Raw genomic sequence first — 17,838 nt, 5'->3', positions numbered from 1 at the left:
CATTTATCCCTGATTTGTAGTAACAATAAAGCCCCTAATTTGTACTGCGCTGGCTAATTGTTTTTGCAGCAATTTGGCTTGCTCGCGTTTCCTTACTTGGCCTACGATAACTTTGTAAACAATACCTTCAGAAGTTTTAACTTTTTTATAAGACGCTTGATACCCTTTTCCCTTCAACCGAGAGATAAGCGAATCAGCATTCTTTTGTCGCGTAAAAGTAGCTAATTGAATGGCATAGCCTCCCTTTAATTCCTGTTTAGCAATTCGTTTAACAACGGGCTTTGCAATCGGCTTAGGTTTAACTAAAGAAAGTTTGGGTTTCACTTTTGCTACAGGCTTTATCAGTTTATTGTTTTTAACAACTACTTTAGATTTTGGTTTAGGTAGAAAAGCGTCTGCTTTAGCAATTTTATGAACAACAGCAACATTCGTTGTGCTCACTGTAGGAGAAGCTGTTACTTTTTCTTGGGTAAATGCCTGGTCTTCTCTAGCAAAACTCTCTGACTCAAGATTTGGTGCATCTCGATTCTGTGCGAGTGTCTGTTCATCGATAGGTTCGACTGTGCGAGAATTGAGTTCTGGTCGACTCAGTGGTTCGGCTTTAGCAAGTGCAGGAAGCGGTTGCTCCTCATTGGCGACCTCTGGTAATTCAACATGCGCTACTTTAGCATTCTCAAACAGGGTATTTTTTTCGGCTATAGCAACATCAGGTTGAAGTGGCTTTGGCGGTAGTTCTACTGAAACGTTTACATTACCATCAATTCGCTGATTGGACTTCTTCATAATAGCCGGTGCGAAAATAGCACCAATGGATAAGATAACAGCAAGACCTATAAGCCGGTGCTTAACCCGTTCATCAATCACTAGTTTCATCATCTCTCCTCAGATCTCTGGGGCCATATTGACTTATGCCTCTGTTCAGGCGAAAGCTGGAATTACGAGCTTAGGCTTTTATCCAACTGCTTGTCAACAGAGCCTTGTTTCTCATAAATAGCCTGCATCACTTTGCCGACTGTAATAAATGAACCATAAACTACAATTAAATCACCTACATTGGCGTTATCACATGCAGCTTGGTAAGCAGAAAGCGGATCATTATGACAGATAGAGACATGGGAACACAAACTAAAAGCCTCTTCTAACTGCTGACGCGACGCTGCGCGCTTATTCGTTAATAATGCAGGATACCAATAATCAACACAGTCTTTTAACGGAGCAACCATTCCTGGAATATCTTTATCTTTAAGCGCTGAAAACACAGCATGAACGCTTCGCTTAGGATGAAAACTTCTTATAAACGCTGCTAGATGCTCTGCTGCCTGTGGATTATGAGACACATCCAGGATGGTAGCAGTTTTATCTTTGATAAGTTGTAGTCGGCCTGGCAAAAAAACATTTGCTACTGCTTGCTGTAAATGAGAATAACGAATAGGCAGTTCTGCTTTCAGCAATAAGCTTCCAATGATAGCCGCGACAACTGAATTACTGTGCAATTTAGGCTGTGGGAAAACAAGATACTCACCTTGAAATTTTAATTCAATGGTTTGATTGATAAGCCGGAAGTCATAATCACGACCGCATAAGTACATCGGTGCATTCAGCGCCAATCCTTGCTCAATTATACAATTGGGTGGGTTTTTATCAGCAAAAATGAAAGGCCTATTCGCTCTTAAAATCCCCGCCTTTTCAAAGCCAATGGCTTCTGTTGAGTGGCCTAAATAGTCCTGATGGTCAAAATCAATTGTCGTAATAATTGCCAAATCGGCTGAAATGATGTTTGTGGCATCAAACCGACCGCCAAGTCCTACTTCAAGAATGATCAGATCCAACCGACGCTGTTTAAAATACCATAAGGCAGCTAAGGTGGTCATTTCAAAATAGGTAAGAGGAATCTCGCCTCTTCCCGCTTCAATCGCTGTAAATGCTAAACACAATTGTTCATCATTGATGTGTTTTCGATTGATACGAATGCGCTCGTTAAAACTTAATAGGTGCGGAGAAGTGTAACTTGCAACTTGAAATCCTGCCTCAGAATAAATTGCTTCGAGTGTAGCAACGGTTGAACCTTTTCCATTTGTTCCAGCGACCGTAATAACCTTGGCCTTGGGTTGCAGCAAATCAAGGGCCTCAGCAACTTGTCGAATGCGAGCAAGACCAAGTTGAATTTCCTGCTGATGGCGATTTTCGAGAAAATCTAACCATTCAGCGAGAGTAAAATTTTTATACTGCTTCATTGCTCAAATCACGATGAGATAGTTTTGCAATTATCTCGGCAATGGTTGTTCGTAACGCTTTACGTTCAATAATCATATCAATATGCCCATGTTCCAAGAGAAATTCACTGCGTTGAAACCCTTCTGGTAATGTCTGCCTTACTGTTTGCTCGATAACACGAGGACCAGCAAAACCAATGAGCGCGTTAGGCTCCGCAATAATAATATCCCCAAGACTAGCAAAGCTGGCAGAAACACCACCCATCGTGGGATCAGTTAATACCACTATAAAAGGTAACCCTGTTTCTCCAAATCTTGCAAGAGATGCTGAAGTTTTGGCCATTTGCATTAATGAGAATAATCCCTCTTGCATGCGTGCACCGCCACTGGCGGTAAAGCAAACATAAGGCCTTCTTTCAGCAGTGGCAGCGTCAACCGCTCGAACAAATTTTTCTCCAACGGTTGCGCCCATTGAACCGCCCATGAAGTTAAACTCAAAAGCACTTACAACAATGGGTTGGCGCTTTAAGCTCCCTTTCATTACCACGAGAGCTTCTTTCTCTCCAGTTGATTTTTGCGCTTGGCTAATGCGATCTTTATATTTCTTCGAATCTTTAAATCGCAATCGGTCTACAGGCTCTAACTCTGCAGCAATTTCTTCTTGTCCATTTTCATCAAGGAATTGCGCTATCCGTTCGCGTGCAGACAAGCGATGATGGTGGTTGCAATTAGGACATACGGATAGATTTTTTACAAGTTCAGTGCGATATAATACGGAATTACATCCTAAGCACTTAACCCAGAGCCCTTCAGGAACCCCTTTTTTTTGAGAAGTAGCCGTTCTAATTCTTGAAGGCAATAATTTTTTTAACCAACTCATAAATTAATGATCCATTAATCTTGATGGCGCATAGTATAACCCGAAATTTCGTTTAGAGCTTGTTTTATTAATTAATCAAAGCGGATTTTATTCAAAAATACAATGCACCAGTGAGTTATCACGACAATGGACTACTTACACCAAGCTTGGCAAGCCATTAAAGTGGAAACCCCATAAGAATAAACAGTGCGGTCTGGTCTTGTCATACTGAAGTTCATTACTCGTACCCATTTAAATAGTATGGATAACGAAAAAATACGTCAGCCTAATTAAGATTTTAGTTTTTTTATCGTTATAAAGTTTTCTCTTTTTATGCCGTTAACAAAAATAGAAAATGCTAGAAAGAGGGCATCATGAAGCGGTCTCATAAGGCTATACCATTCATAATTATGGTCTTATTTGCCTCAGCATCTTGGTCTTATACAAGGTATGGAGAAACATTGTGCAGCGATCCTGACTATTACTGCATTAACATTAAGAGTGGTCAAACGTGGAGCAATTTATTCATTGATAGTGAAACAAGAGACATTGTAAGGCGTGTCAACCGCATGAATGTGAAATTACGCGCTGGGATGATTATCGCTGTGCCCCGAAACCTGGATCGGATTACTATCTATGATGTCTCTCCTTTTCCACGCTATATTGAATCCGACGGCGAAAAAACAATTTACATTAGTCAAGAAAAATTAGCTTGGGGAGCTTATGATGAAGATGGCGAACTCTTATGGTGGGGACCCATTTCATCTGGCTCTGATGCTTGCAAAGGAGTCATCGGTGGCTGTACCACGCCAACGGGTTCCTATCGCATTATTCGTAAACAGGATATTGATTGCATTTCGACCGCTTTCCCCAGACGCGCAGATGGTAATAATGGGGGCGCCGAAATGCCGTTTTGCATGCATTTTTTCCGCGGTTATGCGCTGCATGGTAGTGAAGATGTACCCGGTTATCGTGCCAGCCATGGTTGCATAAGAATGTTCACAGAAGATGCACGATGGTTAAATGAAGAATTTGTTGATTTACCTGGTGGAGACCAAAAGGGAACACGGGTGATCATTGATGCTGTACATAAGGACTATGCTGGAGACTAGCACTTAAAGCAAGTCATCCTGAGCAAAGCGAAGGACCTGCTTGCTCTTGGCCGCAACCTCCCCAAAGAAATTGCTAACTGCGTTCAGGACAAAAGCTTACTGAGTAACCTACTGCAGCAAAGAAAATGTTCCCTTAACGCCATTATGTGCTAATTTAGTTTGTAAATTATCCGATATTCGTTTATCTGCAAAAGGACCTACCTTAACAATATAACGTTGCCTATATTTTTCTATCGTTACTGGAGAAGGAGTCAATTTTGCCAACTTCTTTTTTAATGAATCAGCTAACTGCTGTGAACTGAAGGCACCTGCTTGAATGTAATAATGCGCTACTTGGTTCCCTGTGGAAAGTGCTTCAATTTCGACCGGCGCAGTCCCTTTGGGAAATATGCCCAATTTAGCTGCTGCGGCATACGATAAATCAATGACTCTATCGCTATGAAAAGGACCACGATCATTAACTTTAACAATTGCCTCACGACCATTGCTTAAATTTCTTACCCTAACATAAGTTGGCAAAGGTAATGTTTTATGGGCAGCCGTCATTGCATACATATCATATTTATCGCCGCTGGATGTTCGCTTACTGTGAAATTTAGTTCCATACCATGAAGCGATGCCCCGCATCCTATATCCACCAGAGCTTTGCATCACTTTATAGGTTCGACCTGCTATAGCATAAGAATCAGGATTACCGTAGCGGCTGAAAGGTTCTCTTTTAGGCTTAGCTTCTTTAAAAAAACGAGGTATCGGCCCAGTAGGAGCACCATCTTTTTGCGAGGTTGCATAAGCATTCTTTGCCCGATAAGCATTTGTTCGGTGAGCATTGGACTGAGAAACGAGTCCTTTGGTGGAGGGGTTATGACTGTACTCTTGTTGAGCACAACCAGCGAGTAATCCTAACAAAAAGAAGATATAAAAAAACCGCATTATTTCACTCTAATCATTTTTTCTTCCTAATATATACAAACCTGCTCTTCATGGAAATACTTTCTACATTACCACCCAGAGTAAAAAATAGACTTTTAATACCAGTTCTATACAAATTATCCTTATTAAATACGAGCTGACATTCCCTGAATGTGGCTTCACAAAATGCTCTGAAAAAAATTAACGCGATGGCATTTGGTTGCTGGATTGAGGCTGTGGTAAGATGGGGAATTTTTGTAATAATGAGCATAGAAACCATGAAGTTATCCTCTTGCAACAGATTATTTTTAATAACCTTTTTAGTCTTTAAATCCAGCGTCTTTTACGCCTCGGCGGGTGTTTTGCCCTCAGCAAATCTCTCAGGCAGCGTCCCTCCTACTCCGGTTTCCAACAAACCACTCATTACCCCTTCCCCTCCAGTTCTAAACGCAAAGTCATATATTCTCATTGATGTTAACAGCGGAAAAATCATTGCAGAAAAAAACAGCGATGAGAAATTACCTCCTGCAAGTTTAACGAAAATGATGACACTGTATGTGATCTCGAATGCCCTAAATAGCGGGCAAATTCACCTGACAGATAATGTCCATATCAGCCGTGAAGCTTGGAAAACAGGGGGGTCACGGATGTTTGTAAAAGAAGGCCAACAAGTGCCTATCGAAGATTTGCTAAAAGGAATCATTGTTGACTCCGGAAACGATGCTTGCGTGGCAATGGCTGAGCATTTAGGAGGCAGTGAACCGGGTTTTGCCGAAATTATGAATCAACAAGCGCAGACTTTAGGAATGGTCAATAGCCATTTTACCGACAGCACTGGTTTACCCGACAGTAATTTGTACACTACCGCAAAAGATCTCGCTATTCTCGGGCGTGCTTTAGTAAATAATTTCCCGCAATATTATCATTGGTATAAGCAAAAATGGTTTACCTATAACGGAATACGGCAACCAAACCGAAATCGCTTATTATGGCGTGATAGTCAAGTTGATGGCATAAAAACTGGACACACTAATGATGCAGGTTATTGCTTAGTCTCCTCAGCTAAACGCGATAATATGCGATTATTAGCAGTGGTGATGGGATCACCCAGTGAAGCGGCACGCGCTGATGATAGTGAGCGCCTGCTCAATTATGGTTTCCGCTTTTTTGAAACCCATGAGCTATATAAAGCAGGTCAAACGATTTCAGAAATGCCTATCTATAAGGGACAAAAAGACAAATTGCCGATAGGCGTGCGTGAAAACCAATTCGTGACTATTCCTAATGGTCAATATCAACGGCTGAGCATCAAAACTCAGGTACCTAAAATTCTACAAGCGCCCATTGTCAAAGGCGACAAGGTCGGTGAGCTCGTTATCCAGTTTGATAACAATATCATAGGAAATTATCCCATCTATGCACTCGCCGATGTTCCTCAAGGCGGTATGTTCACGCGCATGAAAGACGCGGTTCGCTTATCGTTTCGTAGCTGGTTTGGCTCTTAATGGATAGTGGAATGGCTGGAATCGTCTATTTAAACGGAAATTATTGTAACGCCTCTGATGCGAAAATATCCATTTTTGATCGAGGGTTGTTGTTTGCTGATTCCGTTTATGAGGTTATTCCAGTTTATAAAGGCCGTCTTTTTTATTTCACCAAGCACATTGAGCGATTGGCCTATAGTTTAAAACATGCCAGGATTGCCGCACCTCATTGTGATTGGCAATCTATTTTGGATACACTTATTGCGAAAAATGGTGGAGGTGATATGCAAGTTTATTTGCAGATTACCCGCGGGAATCAGGGAGTACGCAAACATGATATCCCTTCTTTTCTTGAACCCACCATAATTGCCTTTACAATTCATACACCTTACCCCACACTGGAAGAAAAACAGCATGGATTACATGCTAAACTTATTGATGATATTCGCTGGTTACGTTGTGATATAAAAACGACGGCATTATTGGGCAATATATTATTGAACGATGATGCCGTCTCAAGCGGCGCAGATACAGCTATATTGGCGCGGGACGGTTTCTTGACTGAGGGCGGTGCTGCTAACCTTTTTTTGGTCGATGCAAAAGGAGTCATTCGCACTCCGCCAGTCAATCATCTTTGCTTATCTGGAATTACGCGCCAGATTGCCATTGAGCTGATTAATCAATTATCCTGGCCGCTACGGGAAGAACCTGTTCCTGCATCCACTCTTTTTGATGCACAAGAAGTCTGGATAACCAGTACTACTAAAGAAATCTATCCCGTAACTCGTATCAACGGTACACCCATTGGGACCGGATATGGTGGCCCCTATTGGAGCCAAATTAACGCACAATACCAACAATTGATTAAAGCACTCTATGACTGATAAAAAATCATTACTACAATTTCCTTGTCATTTTCCTATTAAAATAATCGGTAAAAAAACGGATTTATTTGCTGCTGAGATTAAACAAATTACTCAGAAACATTTTCCTGATATGCTCGATGAGAGCATTATTTATCAAGAGAGCCAGCAAGGTAACTATTTATCGATTACAGTCGTTGTTTTTGCGCATGACCAGCAGTCACTCGATGCCCTTTACCTGGAATTAACCAGGCATCCAGATACTAAATGGGTATTATAATGATTAATGTCCGTAATCTAGGCACTCAGCCTTATCTCAAAATTTGGGAGCAAATGAAGGAATTCACTTCCACAAGAAATGAGCATACCGTTGATGAATTATGGTTACTTGAGCACCCAGCAGTTTATACTCAAGGACAAGCAGGCAAAGCCGAACATGTGCTTAACCCCAATTCTATTCCGGTGATTCAATCCGATCGAGGAGGCCAGGTAACCTATCATGGTCCAGGACAGTTAGTGGCTTATGTTTTGATGGATATACGAAGAAAGCATCTCGGTATAAGAACTCTAGTTAGCCATTTAGAACAAATACTGATGGCTGTTTTAGACAATTACCACATTAAAGCCTCAATTCGTTGTGGCGCACCAGGAGTGTATGTTGATGACAAAAAAATTGCTTCTATTGGTTTGCGGGTCAGAAATGGCTGCACCTATCACGGCATCGCCTTAAATGTTGCCATGGATCTGGCCCCTTTTGCTGGGATCAATCCTTGTGGTTTTGCTAAACTTGAGATGACGCAAATAAGTGACTACGTGCCAACAGCGAAGCTTACCGATGTTGCTAACTTGTTCACTGACGCGTTTCTTTCTCATTTTCATCGTTAAGCCATGCATTTATTTACTGATTACATTCAACCCCTCACTATTTGGCTGCACAATCATCCGCAGTGGGCCTTATTAATTACCTTCATTGTTGCACTTGCTGAATCGTTGGCCATTGTTGGCAGTATTATCCCTGGCTCAGTCACCATGACCGCAATTGGCATTCTTGCTGGATCGGGAGTCATGCGTATTGATTTAACCCTTATTGCTGCTGCTTTAGGTGCAATCGCCGGTGATGGTGCCAGCTACCTTCTAGGCTATGTGTTTAGCGATCGCCTTACTAATATTTGGCCCTTTAGTCGCTATCCTAGCTGGCTATCTTATGGTAAAGATTATTTTGCTCGTCATGGCGGAAAAAGTGTAGTGATTGGTCGTTTCGTAGGTCCATTACGCTCCATTATCCCCGTTATTGCCGGTATGATGCATATGAATCACTGGCGTTTTTTTGTTGCCAATTCAATTTCCGCAATAGGCTGGTCAGTACTGTATGTTTTACCCGGTGTATTAATTGGTACAGCAAGCAGTGAATTATCCCCTGAGAGTGCTACTCGCTTATTTATGCTGATCTTGATTTTACTTGCTGGTATTTGGTTGCTCAGCGTGGGATTAAAATGGCTATTTGTCCGTATTAACAATATATTGCGGGTTTATTTACACCGTGTCTGGTCATGGGCTATCCGTAGTCATTCTTTCGGAAAACTAGCCCGCTTTTTGACGCCAAAAGAGGAAACCAATCACTATCCAACAGCAGCCCTATTGCTATTATTTATTTTGCTTAGCGTATCCTTTTGCCTACTTACGATGCTCGTGTTCCAAGGCAGCGCAATCACCACAGTAAATCAGCCAATCCAATTTCTTTTACAAACCTTACGCACCCATCCCTTTGATATCTTTTTTACGATCATTGCGCAAATTGGCAGTACTATCACATTAATCACTTTATTGCTCTCTTTTATTGCTCTGGCACTCTATTATCACGATCGGCGAACCTTACTTTATTGGATTAGCTTAAGTATTTGGTGTACAGTTCTTTTAGCCGTGGCCTATGCTTTGGGTTCTCACATGCTTGCTAATAGTGAGAATAACGGTGCCTATCCTATTACGAACCTTACTTTTGCCACAGCATTATTCGTTAGTTTTATTTTATACCTCAATGCGTTTTGGCAAACACGCTATCGACATTTATTTACTGTCGTTTTAGCGTCTAGCCTCGTCTTGATTGGTTTTACTTCGCTTTATTTCGGTGATTATTCGTTTACCGATTGTCTAGGTGCCTACCTAGGTGGACTCAGTATTTGCCTGGGGCACTGGCTATTTTATCGACGCCATAAACCGCAGATTGCTCATTACCCCAGCATCCCTTTAATCATTCTATTTTTAATCTTTTTAGCTACTGTTTTATCTTGTTTGTTTAATTACAATAATTGGATGCGTAGCCATCAGCCTTATTTTGCTCAATATGTGCTGACTGACGAGCTCTGGTGGAATCAAACCAAACCTCTCCTTCCTGTTTACCGCACAAATCGAATAGGTCACCGGATTAGTTTATTTAATATTCAATTCGCCGGATCGATTGATGATTTTGAAAAAGCCTTGACCACCTACGGTTGGCAAAAACAAAATGACTCTTTCTTTAATTCGATCATCACGAAAGTAAGTGGACAATCCTCACCTGAACTCACACTCATGGCACAACTGTACCTTAATCGAAAACCCGTACTCGTCATGACATTTGAGCCGACTGATGGTAACCCCGTTCAAGTGTTAAGAATTTGGCGTTCGAACTATCACTTACAACATTTCCGTCAACCCATTTGGATTGGCTCTGTACAAGCACGTGCTTTATCGAGTAAAAATGCTGTAAAAAACCCCTCAGTAAATTCAACGAAACCCAAATCAATAGTCTATGTAAGCTCCGCCTTAGCCGCTTTTGAATTACGTAGCGTGCCTCTGCCCGCACGAGTTTCTAAACAACCTTTGCCTGTAGAAGTTGAGCCCATCTTGCTTTTAATAAGAGAATCTCCCAAAATTGACTCCGACTTTATATTACCAGACTAAACGAGACATCTTTGCTACTCTGAGTTAAACTAGTTTCTTATCATGCTTATGAAAGGGATTAACCGATGCTCAATTTATTGGAAGCAATACATATTTTGTTCCCTGTTTTAGGAATCATTATTCTGGTTCTAGGCATAAAACAACGTCGAAAAAATTATCTTGTGGTCGCACTTTGGTTAAGCCTTATTGCGCTAATCTTGCATTATCGCGCTTCTGGTGGAGAAATATTAGGAAGTTACTTTAATTATTCTCACGCAGCAATTTATTCTTTGAACTTAGTGGTGCTCATCGCAGCGATCATTTGCTTATTAGTTGCATCTATGGAAGAGATGAATAGCAAATTTTTACGCTACAGTGGGGGTCTGCTTTCAGCCGGACTTATAACCGGAGGGGCTTTACTCATTACCAATTTATGGATAAATGCATTCTTTGTGGAAGATAGACTTGCCGGAACGCCAATCTTACAGGTCGCTACTTTTAGCAAGCAACCTTATTGCAGTTACCGATATGTCTTTTACAAAATTGGTTCAGACAGTATTGTCCGTTTCATGTGTCCTAACCACTACGGCTTATTGCCTTCTGTAGGACCACTGAATACCGCACCTAGCTTTGTGATAAAGCAATTACCTCCGCAATTACAAGCTAAATTCCAAAAAGGGTCAGAATCAATCTGATCCAAATTAAGGATTATCGCGGTTATTTGATTATGCCTAATAACGATAAGAGTCAGCTAATTATTTTGTAAAGAATTAAGTCATTATCCTCATTGCTCACCTCTAGCGCATTTGTTCTGGAACTGATCCCACTACTCACCATAAAATTCTTCGACTAAGCTGCTAACGACGAATCCAATTGGTGGTCTTTCTAATACAAAGAATACAATTGAAATTGACAACCTATGACGCTTTTTTTATTGTAAGAAAGAGGTTAAATTTTATTTTGATGATATTTGTTCCATTGGTTGTTTTTTGTTAACATACCGGAAATTTTTTTACCAATATGATAATGCGTAATCTGCTTTTAAGCCTATTGATAGTATTTTTTACTCCATCATTTGGTATGGCGCCCAAACTAAATTGGGACGAAGCAGTTGATCACGCCATAATTAAATATGGCTTACGCACTGAACCTGAATTAAGACGTTTTTTTGCCAATGCACAGGTTGCTTATCCCCCTAAAGAAGTCGCTCTTTTAGCATTTAAAAAGGAAAAAAAAATTGAATTGTGGGCCAAAAACGAAAATCAATCCTGGCGTTATATTCATAAGTACCCTCTCACCGCTTTTAGCGGGCGCTTAGGGCCAAAATTAAAAGAAAGAGATGGGCAAATTCCTGAAGGTATATACCGATTAACTACTTTCAATCCTTTTAGCAGTTGGCATCTCTCCATGATGATTAACTACCCAAACAGCTTTGACCGCATGCAAGCCAGCCGAGATGGGCGCAGGAGACTGGGTAATAATATTTTTCTACACGGCAAATCAGTATCCGTTGGCTGCTTAGCCGTGGGAGATCGAGCCATTGATCAGCTCTTTCTGCTTGCACGTCGCGTGGGTTTAAGCCATATCAAGGTCATTATTGCACCGAACGATCTACGCAAAGAGAAACCTGCCACTTCCACCTTCGCCCAACCTCGTTGGTTACCCGATCTGTACAGACAGATCACATCCGCATTAAGTCCTTTCTCTCACAATCGGTTTGGTTAATCAGTTATTCATGCTCGGGAGAAACAACAAATATTCCCGGTGCATTTCGCAAGTACTCGTTGTAATCCATGCCATAACCAAAAATATAATGATCATCCACTTGTAGACCAACGAAATCAGCATTTTTTAGTCCGTTGGGAACACGTTTGTGATGTTTATCAACTAAAACGGCACTGTACACTTCACGAGCACCCATGGCTTTAATTTCGCTGATAATAGCGGCCAAAGTGACTCCACCATCTAAAATATCATCGATAACGAGAACGATTCTGCCTGCTAAATCAAGACTAGGTTTCACCTTCCAATGTAACTCTCCTCCTTTAATTTCACCGCGATAACGAGTGGCATGAACATAGTCAACCTCTAAGGGGAAATCGAGGCGCGGGAGCAGGTTTCCCATAGGAACTAATCCCCCAATCATGACGCAAAGTAATACTGGATTTTTATCATGAAGTGCTTCATGAATATTAATCGCCAATCGATCTAAAGCGGCCTCCACCTCTTTGGTGGTGAATAAGCAGCTTGATTTCTCATACACTTCTTTAATCTTAGCAGGAATAGACATCAGACATCCTAAATTGTTTATAAATCAATCTTTACGTTTATTGGGAACGGGAAACACCGTTATTTTACCCTCTTCTGTTGCTCGATCTCGAACCTTAGCTACGCCTTGCTTATCAACCTCATCGATACGAAAAACCGAATGCATAGGAATATAAGTGCGTTTGATACTATTAAATTCTACTTTTAGACGCTCTTCTGAAGGGTCAACCACCAATGAAGTATTTTCACCAAAAACAAAGTCCTCGACCTCAAGAAAACCAAAAATTTCACTTTCACAAACCTTGCGAGCATAAATTTCATAAACTGCTTCTTGATTTGCGAAGGTGATGCGATATAGTGACTCTTTTGCCATAACCATATAATCCAAAAATAAATCAACGGGTATTATACCCAAGATACTTTAAAATGCTATTTTTAGCATTGAAACGAAGTAGGTGGGCCTTCGCCCGACACTGATTAATTTGAGTTTGACTCAAAATTAATCAGCGATCATGCCTATTTTGGGTTAGGTCATGTTCAAATTGGCAGACTGGCAACAAATCTCTTTTTCTCTCCCATAACTCTTTCTCAATCGGAGCATGAAGCAAGTCAGTATGAGCTGTTTCATGTTTTTGTACCACAAGACAATAAAATCCAGCAGGACAAGGTGAAATCATTTTCCCCAATTCATTAAAAATTTCTAACTTATGTAACCACTTTTGGGTAGAAACCGGAGGTATATAATAAAAAGAAGAAATATTACACAAGATATACCCTCGATGAAGCATTGCTCGTTTCACTGACAGCACAGATACAGGCTTTCCCGCTAACGGACCAAAGATAGAAAATCGTTTTAATCTTATATACAGTCCCCACAAACTGAAGGGGTTTATACCAAAAAAAATGGCATACCCCATTGGCTTTAAGACCCGATCAATTTCATCAATGGGATTTTTCTGATGACTGAAAGCCTCCATAGCGAAAGGGACAATCACACAGTCAATGCTATTTCTATCGAGGGGTAACTGAGTATAGGAAGTAATAATGGTGCTTGAAGGTTCCATAAATGGCGATGCGCACCACTTATGGCAATAATGCAATTTCTGTAGCCAAGGATTTTTACCATAATTGCCAAGCTGGAGTAAGGTTTCACCGTGAAGTATTTCGTCCAGATGCGTCAATTCGGATACAAAAAAATCACCTATATCGAGTCCCTGAGGCGAACAAAACCATTGCTCAAGGGCGCGAAATCGAGTTTTTTGGGCATCAAAAGACAAAGTACACGTCCCGTATTTAAATTAATCTTTTTTGTACCATAGAGTAGGGGCTGTTGACAATTGGCGCCACGAATTATGAAACCGATAAATTTAACGTGCACTCCATACTTTTTTTATTTATAGTTAGCACAGGAATATCGGACAACTATGGATATGGCAACAATAGCAGACCAGCGCTTACACGGAATTGCTCAGTTAATTGCTGATAAAAGGCTTATTTCTAAGAGTAAAATTCTCGAGTATCAACATCTTGCTTTAACTAATCAACAAACTCTTCTTGAGTACTTAACCACGCATGATGTAATTGAAATTTCTGCATTTGCGCAAATCGTGGCTGAGTATTTTGATTTGCCTTTTATGGATCTTGATTGCATTGATTTTAACGCTATTCCCCTACACCTGATTAATGAACCATTAATTCGCTCTCATGCAGTACTGCCAATTTTCATTCGCACTGAGTACTTATTTTTAGCGACTGACGATCCCAGTAAGCAGTCTGTGTTTAAAGAGATTCAATTTCAAACGGGCTTACCCACTAAGGTCGTCGTCGTTGAAACAAATAAACTGCATAAGCTCATTGATAGAGTGCTCAATAAAAAAGAGAATCAGTATTTATTGGATTATTTAGGTCATTCCATTGAACTGGAAAACTCTCTCCCAGCAAACAGCAATTTGGATTTCTCAACCCATGATTGCGAGGCGCCAGTTGTCAAATTCATCAATCAGATTTTTCTGGCAGCGATTAAAAAAGGAGCATCGGACATTCATTTTGAACCTTACGAACAAACTTATCGCATTCGTTACCGTCAAGATGGGTTATTAATTGAAGTCACTGCCCCACCGATTCATTTAGCGAATCAAATCAGTACTCGCATTAAAGCGCTGGCAAATCTTGATATTTCAGAGCGTCGCATGCCTCAAGATGGTCAATTTCAAATAAACTTCACTCCCCATGATCCGGTTGATTGCCGGGTAAGTACTTGCCCTACTCTCTATGGCGAGAAACTTGTTGTGCGTATTCTCAACACTGATTTAACACGTCTTAAGATTGATTCACTCGGATTAAATCCTTTACAAAAGGAATGTTTCTTGAGTGCGTTAAGAAAACCACAAGGGTTAATTTTAGTAACTGGTCCAACGGGAAGTGGTAAAACCCTATCTCTCTATACTGCACTTCACTTCTTAAATTCTAAAGAAAAAAATATCTCTACCATTGAAGATCCAGTTGAAATTAAAATACCAGGCATCAATCAAGTCAATATCAATCCGAAATCAGGCTTAACTTTCTCCACAATTTTACGTGCTTTTCTAAGGCAAGATCCTGACATCATCATGGTGGGTGAGATTCGTGATGTAGAAACGGCTGAAATTGCAACCAAAGCAGCCCAAACGGGTCATCTTGTCCTGTCCACTCTGCATGCGAATAATGCCGCGGAAATATTGACTCGTCTCATTAATCTTGGTGTTCCCGCGTTTAATATCGCCCACTCAGCTCTCTTATTCATTGCGCAGCGACTCGTCAGACGCTTGTGCAATCGATGCAAAACAAGACCGACTAACCCAACCCAACAGGATTTATCACAGCTTAGTTTACACTCAGAGGAGATTGTGAATCTATATCAAGCCAACGGATGTGAGTATTGTATGAATGGCTATTGGGGTCGATTGGGTTTATTTGAAGTGATGCCAATATCCCCAAAACTCAGGCAGCAGATTGCAGCTGGCGCAAACTCCTTTGAAATTCAGAAGCAGGCTCAGATCGAAGGCATGCTTTCTATTTACCAATCAGGTCTTGAAAAAGTAAAACAGGGATTAACCACGATTGAAGAAATAAATCGTGTTATTGGAGACTAATGCGAATGAGTAAAACCAAATATCGTTATTACTGGAAAGGCCTCAATACATTGGGTGAGAAAGTGCAAGGCGTCATAGAGGCAAGTAGTGTTGCTTTCGTTAAAGTTGAGCTTCATAAACAGGGTATCCGTAGTCAAAAAATAACCCCAAAATACATGCTCCTCTTTAATAGAAAAAAAATTACCCAAACTGAAATCGCTGTTTTTTGCCGCCAAACTGCAACCTTACTTAAAGCCGGAATTTCTTTGCTTCAGGCTTTTGACATCGTTGCAAAAAGCCAAAATCGCTTAAGCTCGAAATGGTTAGTTGAAGACATAAAAAAGCACGTTATGAATGGGTTTTCATTGTCTGAAGCTTTACATCACTACCCTACTCTATTTAATGAATTGTCCCGTCATTTAATTTCTGTGGGTGAAAAAACAGGTAATCTCGATGTCATGCTTGAAAGCCTTGCGAATTACAAGGAAAAATTAGAGGTCATCAAACGAAAACTAAAAAAAGCCTTAATCTATCCTACGAGCGTTTTATTCGTGGCTTGCTCAGTCAGTTTTGTACTTTTAAACTTTGTTGTCCCTCAATTCGAATCGTTATTTAAAAACTTTGGTGCTACCCTTCCTTTACTTACTCAGGTGGTCATCCAATGCTCGACTTGGAATAGAACTTATGGATTACCGCTTTTTTTTGTTGCTCTAACACTAAGCTATGGCCTTTTTAAATTTAAAAAACACCAGCCCTCTTTCAACCAATTTTTGGATCAACTGCTCTTAAAATTTCCTATTTTCGGCGCCCTTATTACCAAAGCAATCATTGCACGATTATGTCAAACCCTAGCGATCAGTTTTGCGGCTGGACTTCCTCTTTTTAATGCATTAAATGCTGCTGAAGGAGTAACAGCGAATGGGGTCTATGTTAATGCGATTCACCAGATTAAAAACGAGGTTTATTCAGGGCAATCTCTGCATCTTGCCATGAAAAACACATTCCTCTTTCCTCATTTAGTCGTACAAATGATTGCCATTGGTGAGGAATCCGGCTCATTGGAATCGATGCTCAGCAAAGTAGCTCATTATTATGAAGAGGAGATCAACAACGCAGTCGATCTCTTAAATACCTTGCTAGAGCCGACAATTATGGCAATACTAGGATTAATTGTCGGCACACTGGTAATTGCCATGTATCTCCCTATTTTTAAACTCGGTTCGGTGATGTAGCGTATGTTCAGCCCATTTGAAATAACTCATTTACCTGCAGCGTTTACCTTATTGGCAATTTTAGCTCTTGCTATTGGTAGCCTTTTGAATGTTATTATTTATCGTTTGCCATTGATGTTACAAGCCGAGCGGGAAAATGAGTGCCGCCAAGGAACACCATTTAAACCCCAAAGTAAACTCAATCTATTTCTTCCACGCTCTTTTTGTCCTGCTTGCAAAACGCCTATCCCCGCTCGATTTAATGTTCCTCTGCTCAGCTATTGTTTACTCCGTGGTCGGTGTCGAACATGCAAACAACCTATTCCCCTCCGCTACCCGATGGTTGAGCTATTAAGTTGCTTATTTTCGCTATTAGCCGCTTGGTATTTTGGTTTTGGCATTACATTGCTATTTGTCTTGCTTTTTATTTGGATTCTCATTGTCCTTTTCTTTATCGATTTGGAACATCAATTACTTCCTGATAGCCTTACCTTAAGCTTACTTTGGCTTGGTCTTATTGCAAATACGCAATCTTTATTCACCACGCTGCCTGATGCTGTGCTTAGTGCTGCATTGGCCTATCTTGCCTTATGGCTTTTTATACAACTATTTTATTTATTCACGCATAAAATAGGTATGGGTAATGGCGATTTTAAGTTATTTGCTGCCTTTGGAGCCTGGTTTGGTTGGGTTCAACTGCCATTAATTCTATTATTTGCATCGCTCACAGGAGCAATAGTAGGCTTCGCTTATCTAAAATACCGAGGTAAAACCAAAGATACTCCTATTCCTTTTGGACCTTTCCTTTGCTTGGCGGGAATGTTTTCTCTTTTTTTGGGTAAGGCAATTATGCATTGGTATTTGTCTACCTGGTTTTAATCTCTGCTAAA

Annotated in this window: 18 protein-coding genes; 11 read left to right on the top strand and 7 right to left on the bottom strand. The window is 40.6% G+C overall.

Annotated elements, in window-relative coordinates:
• Nucleotides 1–3 precede the first annotated feature (3 nt).
• Genes B5D33_RS04435 through accD form a run of 3 tightly spaced genes read right to left on the bottom strand, consistent with a single transcriptional unit; the run spans nt 4 to nt 3,093 of the window.
• Nucleotides 4–876 (bottom strand): SPOR domain-containing protein, encoded by an 873-nt coding sequence (locus B5D33_RS04435; RefSeq protein ID WP_078767333.1) that lies wholly within the window; start codon nt 874–876, stop codon nt 4–6.
• 59 nt (nt 877–935) lie between these two features.
• The gene (gene folC, locus B5D33_RS04430; RefSeq protein ID WP_058452307.1) at nt 936–2,234 is read right to left on the bottom strand and encodes a bifunctional tetrahydrofolate synthase/dihydrofolate synthase; all 1,299 of its coding nucleotides are present in this window, start codon (nt 2,232–2,234) and stop codon (nt 936–938) included.
• Nucleotides 2,221–3,093 carry an acetyl-CoA carboxylase, carboxyltransferase subunit beta gene (accD, locus tag B5D33_RS04425; RefSeq protein WP_058452306.1) on the bottom strand — a complete coding sequence of 291 codons (873 nt, stop codon included), beginning with the start codon at nt 3,091–3,093 and terminating at the stop codon, nt 2,221–2,223. Before accD ends, folC begins: the two co-directional genes overlap by 14 nt.
• 389 nt (nt 3,094–3,482) lie before the next feature.
• On the opposite strand from accD, the gene B5D33_RS04420 reads away from it, so the two are divergent.
• Nucleotides 3,483–4,184: a L,D-transpeptidase gene (locus B5D33_RS04420; RefSeq protein WP_411550293.1), complete on the top strand. Its 702-nt coding sequence runs from the start codon at nt 3,483–3,485 to the stop codon at nt 4,182–4,184.
• A gap of 108 nt (nt 4,185–4,292) precedes the next feature.
• On the opposite strand, the gene B5D33_RS04415 is transcribed toward B5D33_RS04420, so the two are convergent.
• Nucleotides 4,293–5,114, bottom strand: a complete 822-nt coding sequence (locus B5D33_RS04415) for a septal ring lytic transglycosylase RlpA family protein (RefSeq protein WP_058452304.1) — start codon at nt 5,112–5,114, stop codon at nt 4,293–4,295.
• A gap of 188 nt (nt 5,115–5,302) precedes the next feature.
• On the opposite strand from B5D33_RS04415, the gene B5D33_RS04405 reads away from it, so the two are divergent.
• The 7 genes from B5D33_RS04405 (at nt 5,303) to B5D33_RS04375 (ending at nt 12,084) form a co-directional block, all read left to right on the top strand.
• Nucleotides 5,303–6,598 (top strand): D-alanyl-D-alanine carboxypeptidase family protein, encoded by a 1,296-nt coding sequence (locus tag B5D33_RS04405; protein ID WP_115304969.1) that lies wholly within the window; start codon nt 5,303–5,305, stop codon nt 6,596–6,598.
• A gap of 11 nt (nt 6,599–6,609) precedes the next feature.
• Nucleotides 6,610–7,461, top strand: coding sequence for an aminotransferase class IV (locus tag B5D33_RS04400; protein WP_058452301.1), 852 nt, complete (start codon nt 6,610–6,612; stop codon nt 7,459–7,461).
• Complete coding sequence (locus tag B5D33_RS04395; protein WP_058452300.1) at nt 7,454–7,720, top strand: HP0495 family protein; 267 nt, start codon at nt 7,454–7,456, stop codon at nt 7,718–7,720. Before B5D33_RS04400 ends, B5D33_RS04395 begins: the two co-directional genes overlap by 8 nt.
• A gap of 2 nt (nt 7,721–7,722) precedes the next feature.
• Nucleotides 7,723–8,325: a lipoyl(octanoyl) transferase LipB gene (lipB, locus tag B5D33_RS04390; protein ID WP_058452335.1), complete on the top strand. Its 603-nt coding sequence runs from the start codon at nt 7,723–7,725 to the stop codon at nt 8,323–8,325.
• Nucleotides 8,326–8,328: 3 nt separating this feature from the next.
• Nucleotides 8,329–10,380, top strand: a complete 2,052-nt coding sequence (locus B5D33_RS04385) for a VTT domain-containing protein (protein WP_058452299.1) — start codon at nt 8,329–8,331, stop codon at nt 10,378–10,380.
• A 65-nt stretch (nt 10,381–10,445) separates the two neighbouring features.
• Nucleotides 10,446–11,054: a type I secretion system protein LssZ gene (locus tag B5D33_RS04380; RefSeq protein WP_065240001.1), complete on the top strand. Its 609-nt coding sequence runs from the start codon at nt 10,446–10,448 to the stop codon at nt 11,052–11,054.
• 331 nt (nt 11,055–11,385) lie between these two features.
• Complete coding sequence (locus B5D33_RS04375) at nt 11,386–12,084, top strand: L,D-transpeptidase family protein (protein WP_234802454.1); 699 nt, start codon at nt 11,386–11,388, stop codon at nt 12,082–12,084.
• Nucleotides 12,085–12,088: 4 nt separating this feature from the next.
• On the opposite strand, the gene B5D33_RS04370 is transcribed toward B5D33_RS04375, so the two are convergent.
• From B5D33_RS04370 to B5D33_RS04360, 3 genes are all read right to left on the bottom strand, one after another.
• A complete protein-coding gene (locus B5D33_RS04370) occupies nt 12,089–12,649 on the bottom strand; it encodes a hypoxanthine-guanine phosphoribosyltransferase (protein ID WP_058452298.1) in 561 nt (186 codons plus the stop codon).
• 24 nt (nt 12,650–12,673) lie between these two features.
• Nucleotides 12,674–13,000 carry a DUF1820 family protein gene (locus tag B5D33_RS04365; RefSeq protein WP_058452297.1) on the bottom strand — a complete coding sequence of 109 codons (327 nt, stop codon included), beginning with the start codon at nt 12,998–13,000 and terminating at the stop codon, nt 12,674–12,676.
• 130 nt (nt 13,001–13,130) lie between these two features.
• Nucleotides 13,131–13,904: a class I SAM-dependent methyltransferase gene (locus B5D33_RS04360; protein ID WP_058452296.1), complete on the bottom strand. Its 774-nt coding sequence runs from the start codon at nt 13,902–13,904 to the stop codon at nt 13,131–13,133.
• 147 nt (nt 13,905–14,051) lie between these two features.
• Between B5D33_RS04360 and pilB the strand changes: the two genes are divergently transcribed.
• Genes pilB through B5D33_RS04345 form a run of 3 tightly spaced genes read left to right on the top strand, consistent with a single transcriptional unit; the run spans nt 14,052 to nt 17,827 of the window.
• A complete protein-coding gene (gene pilB, locus B5D33_RS04355; RefSeq protein WP_058452295.1) occupies nt 14,052–15,758 on the top strand; it encodes a type IV-A pilus assembly ATPase PilB in 1,707 nt (568 codons plus the stop codon).
• Between the two features lie 5 nt (nt 15,759–15,763).
• Nucleotides 15,764–16,969 carry a type II secretion system F family protein gene (locus B5D33_RS04350; protein WP_234802453.1) on the top strand — a complete coding sequence of 402 codons (1,206 nt, stop codon included), beginning with the start codon at nt 15,764–15,766 and terminating at the stop codon, nt 16,967–16,969.
• A gap of 3 nt (nt 16,970–16,972) precedes the next feature.
• Nucleotides 16,973–17,827 carry a prepilin peptidase gene (locus tag B5D33_RS04345; RefSeq protein ID WP_058452293.1) on the top strand — a complete coding sequence of 285 codons (855 nt, stop codon included), beginning with the start codon at nt 16,973–16,975 and terminating at the stop codon, nt 17,825–17,827.
• Nucleotides 17,828–17,838: the final 11 nt, after the last annotated feature.

Origin of the sequence: Legionella maceachernii (assembly GCF_900167045.1) — a bacterium.
GTDB classification, from domain to species: Bacteria; Pseudomonadota; Gammaproteobacteria; order Legionellales; family Legionellaceae; genus Tatlockia; species Tatlockia maceachernii.
Note: the sequence above shows the minus strand (reverse complement) of the source record. Positions and strands in the feature narration are given on the sequence as shown.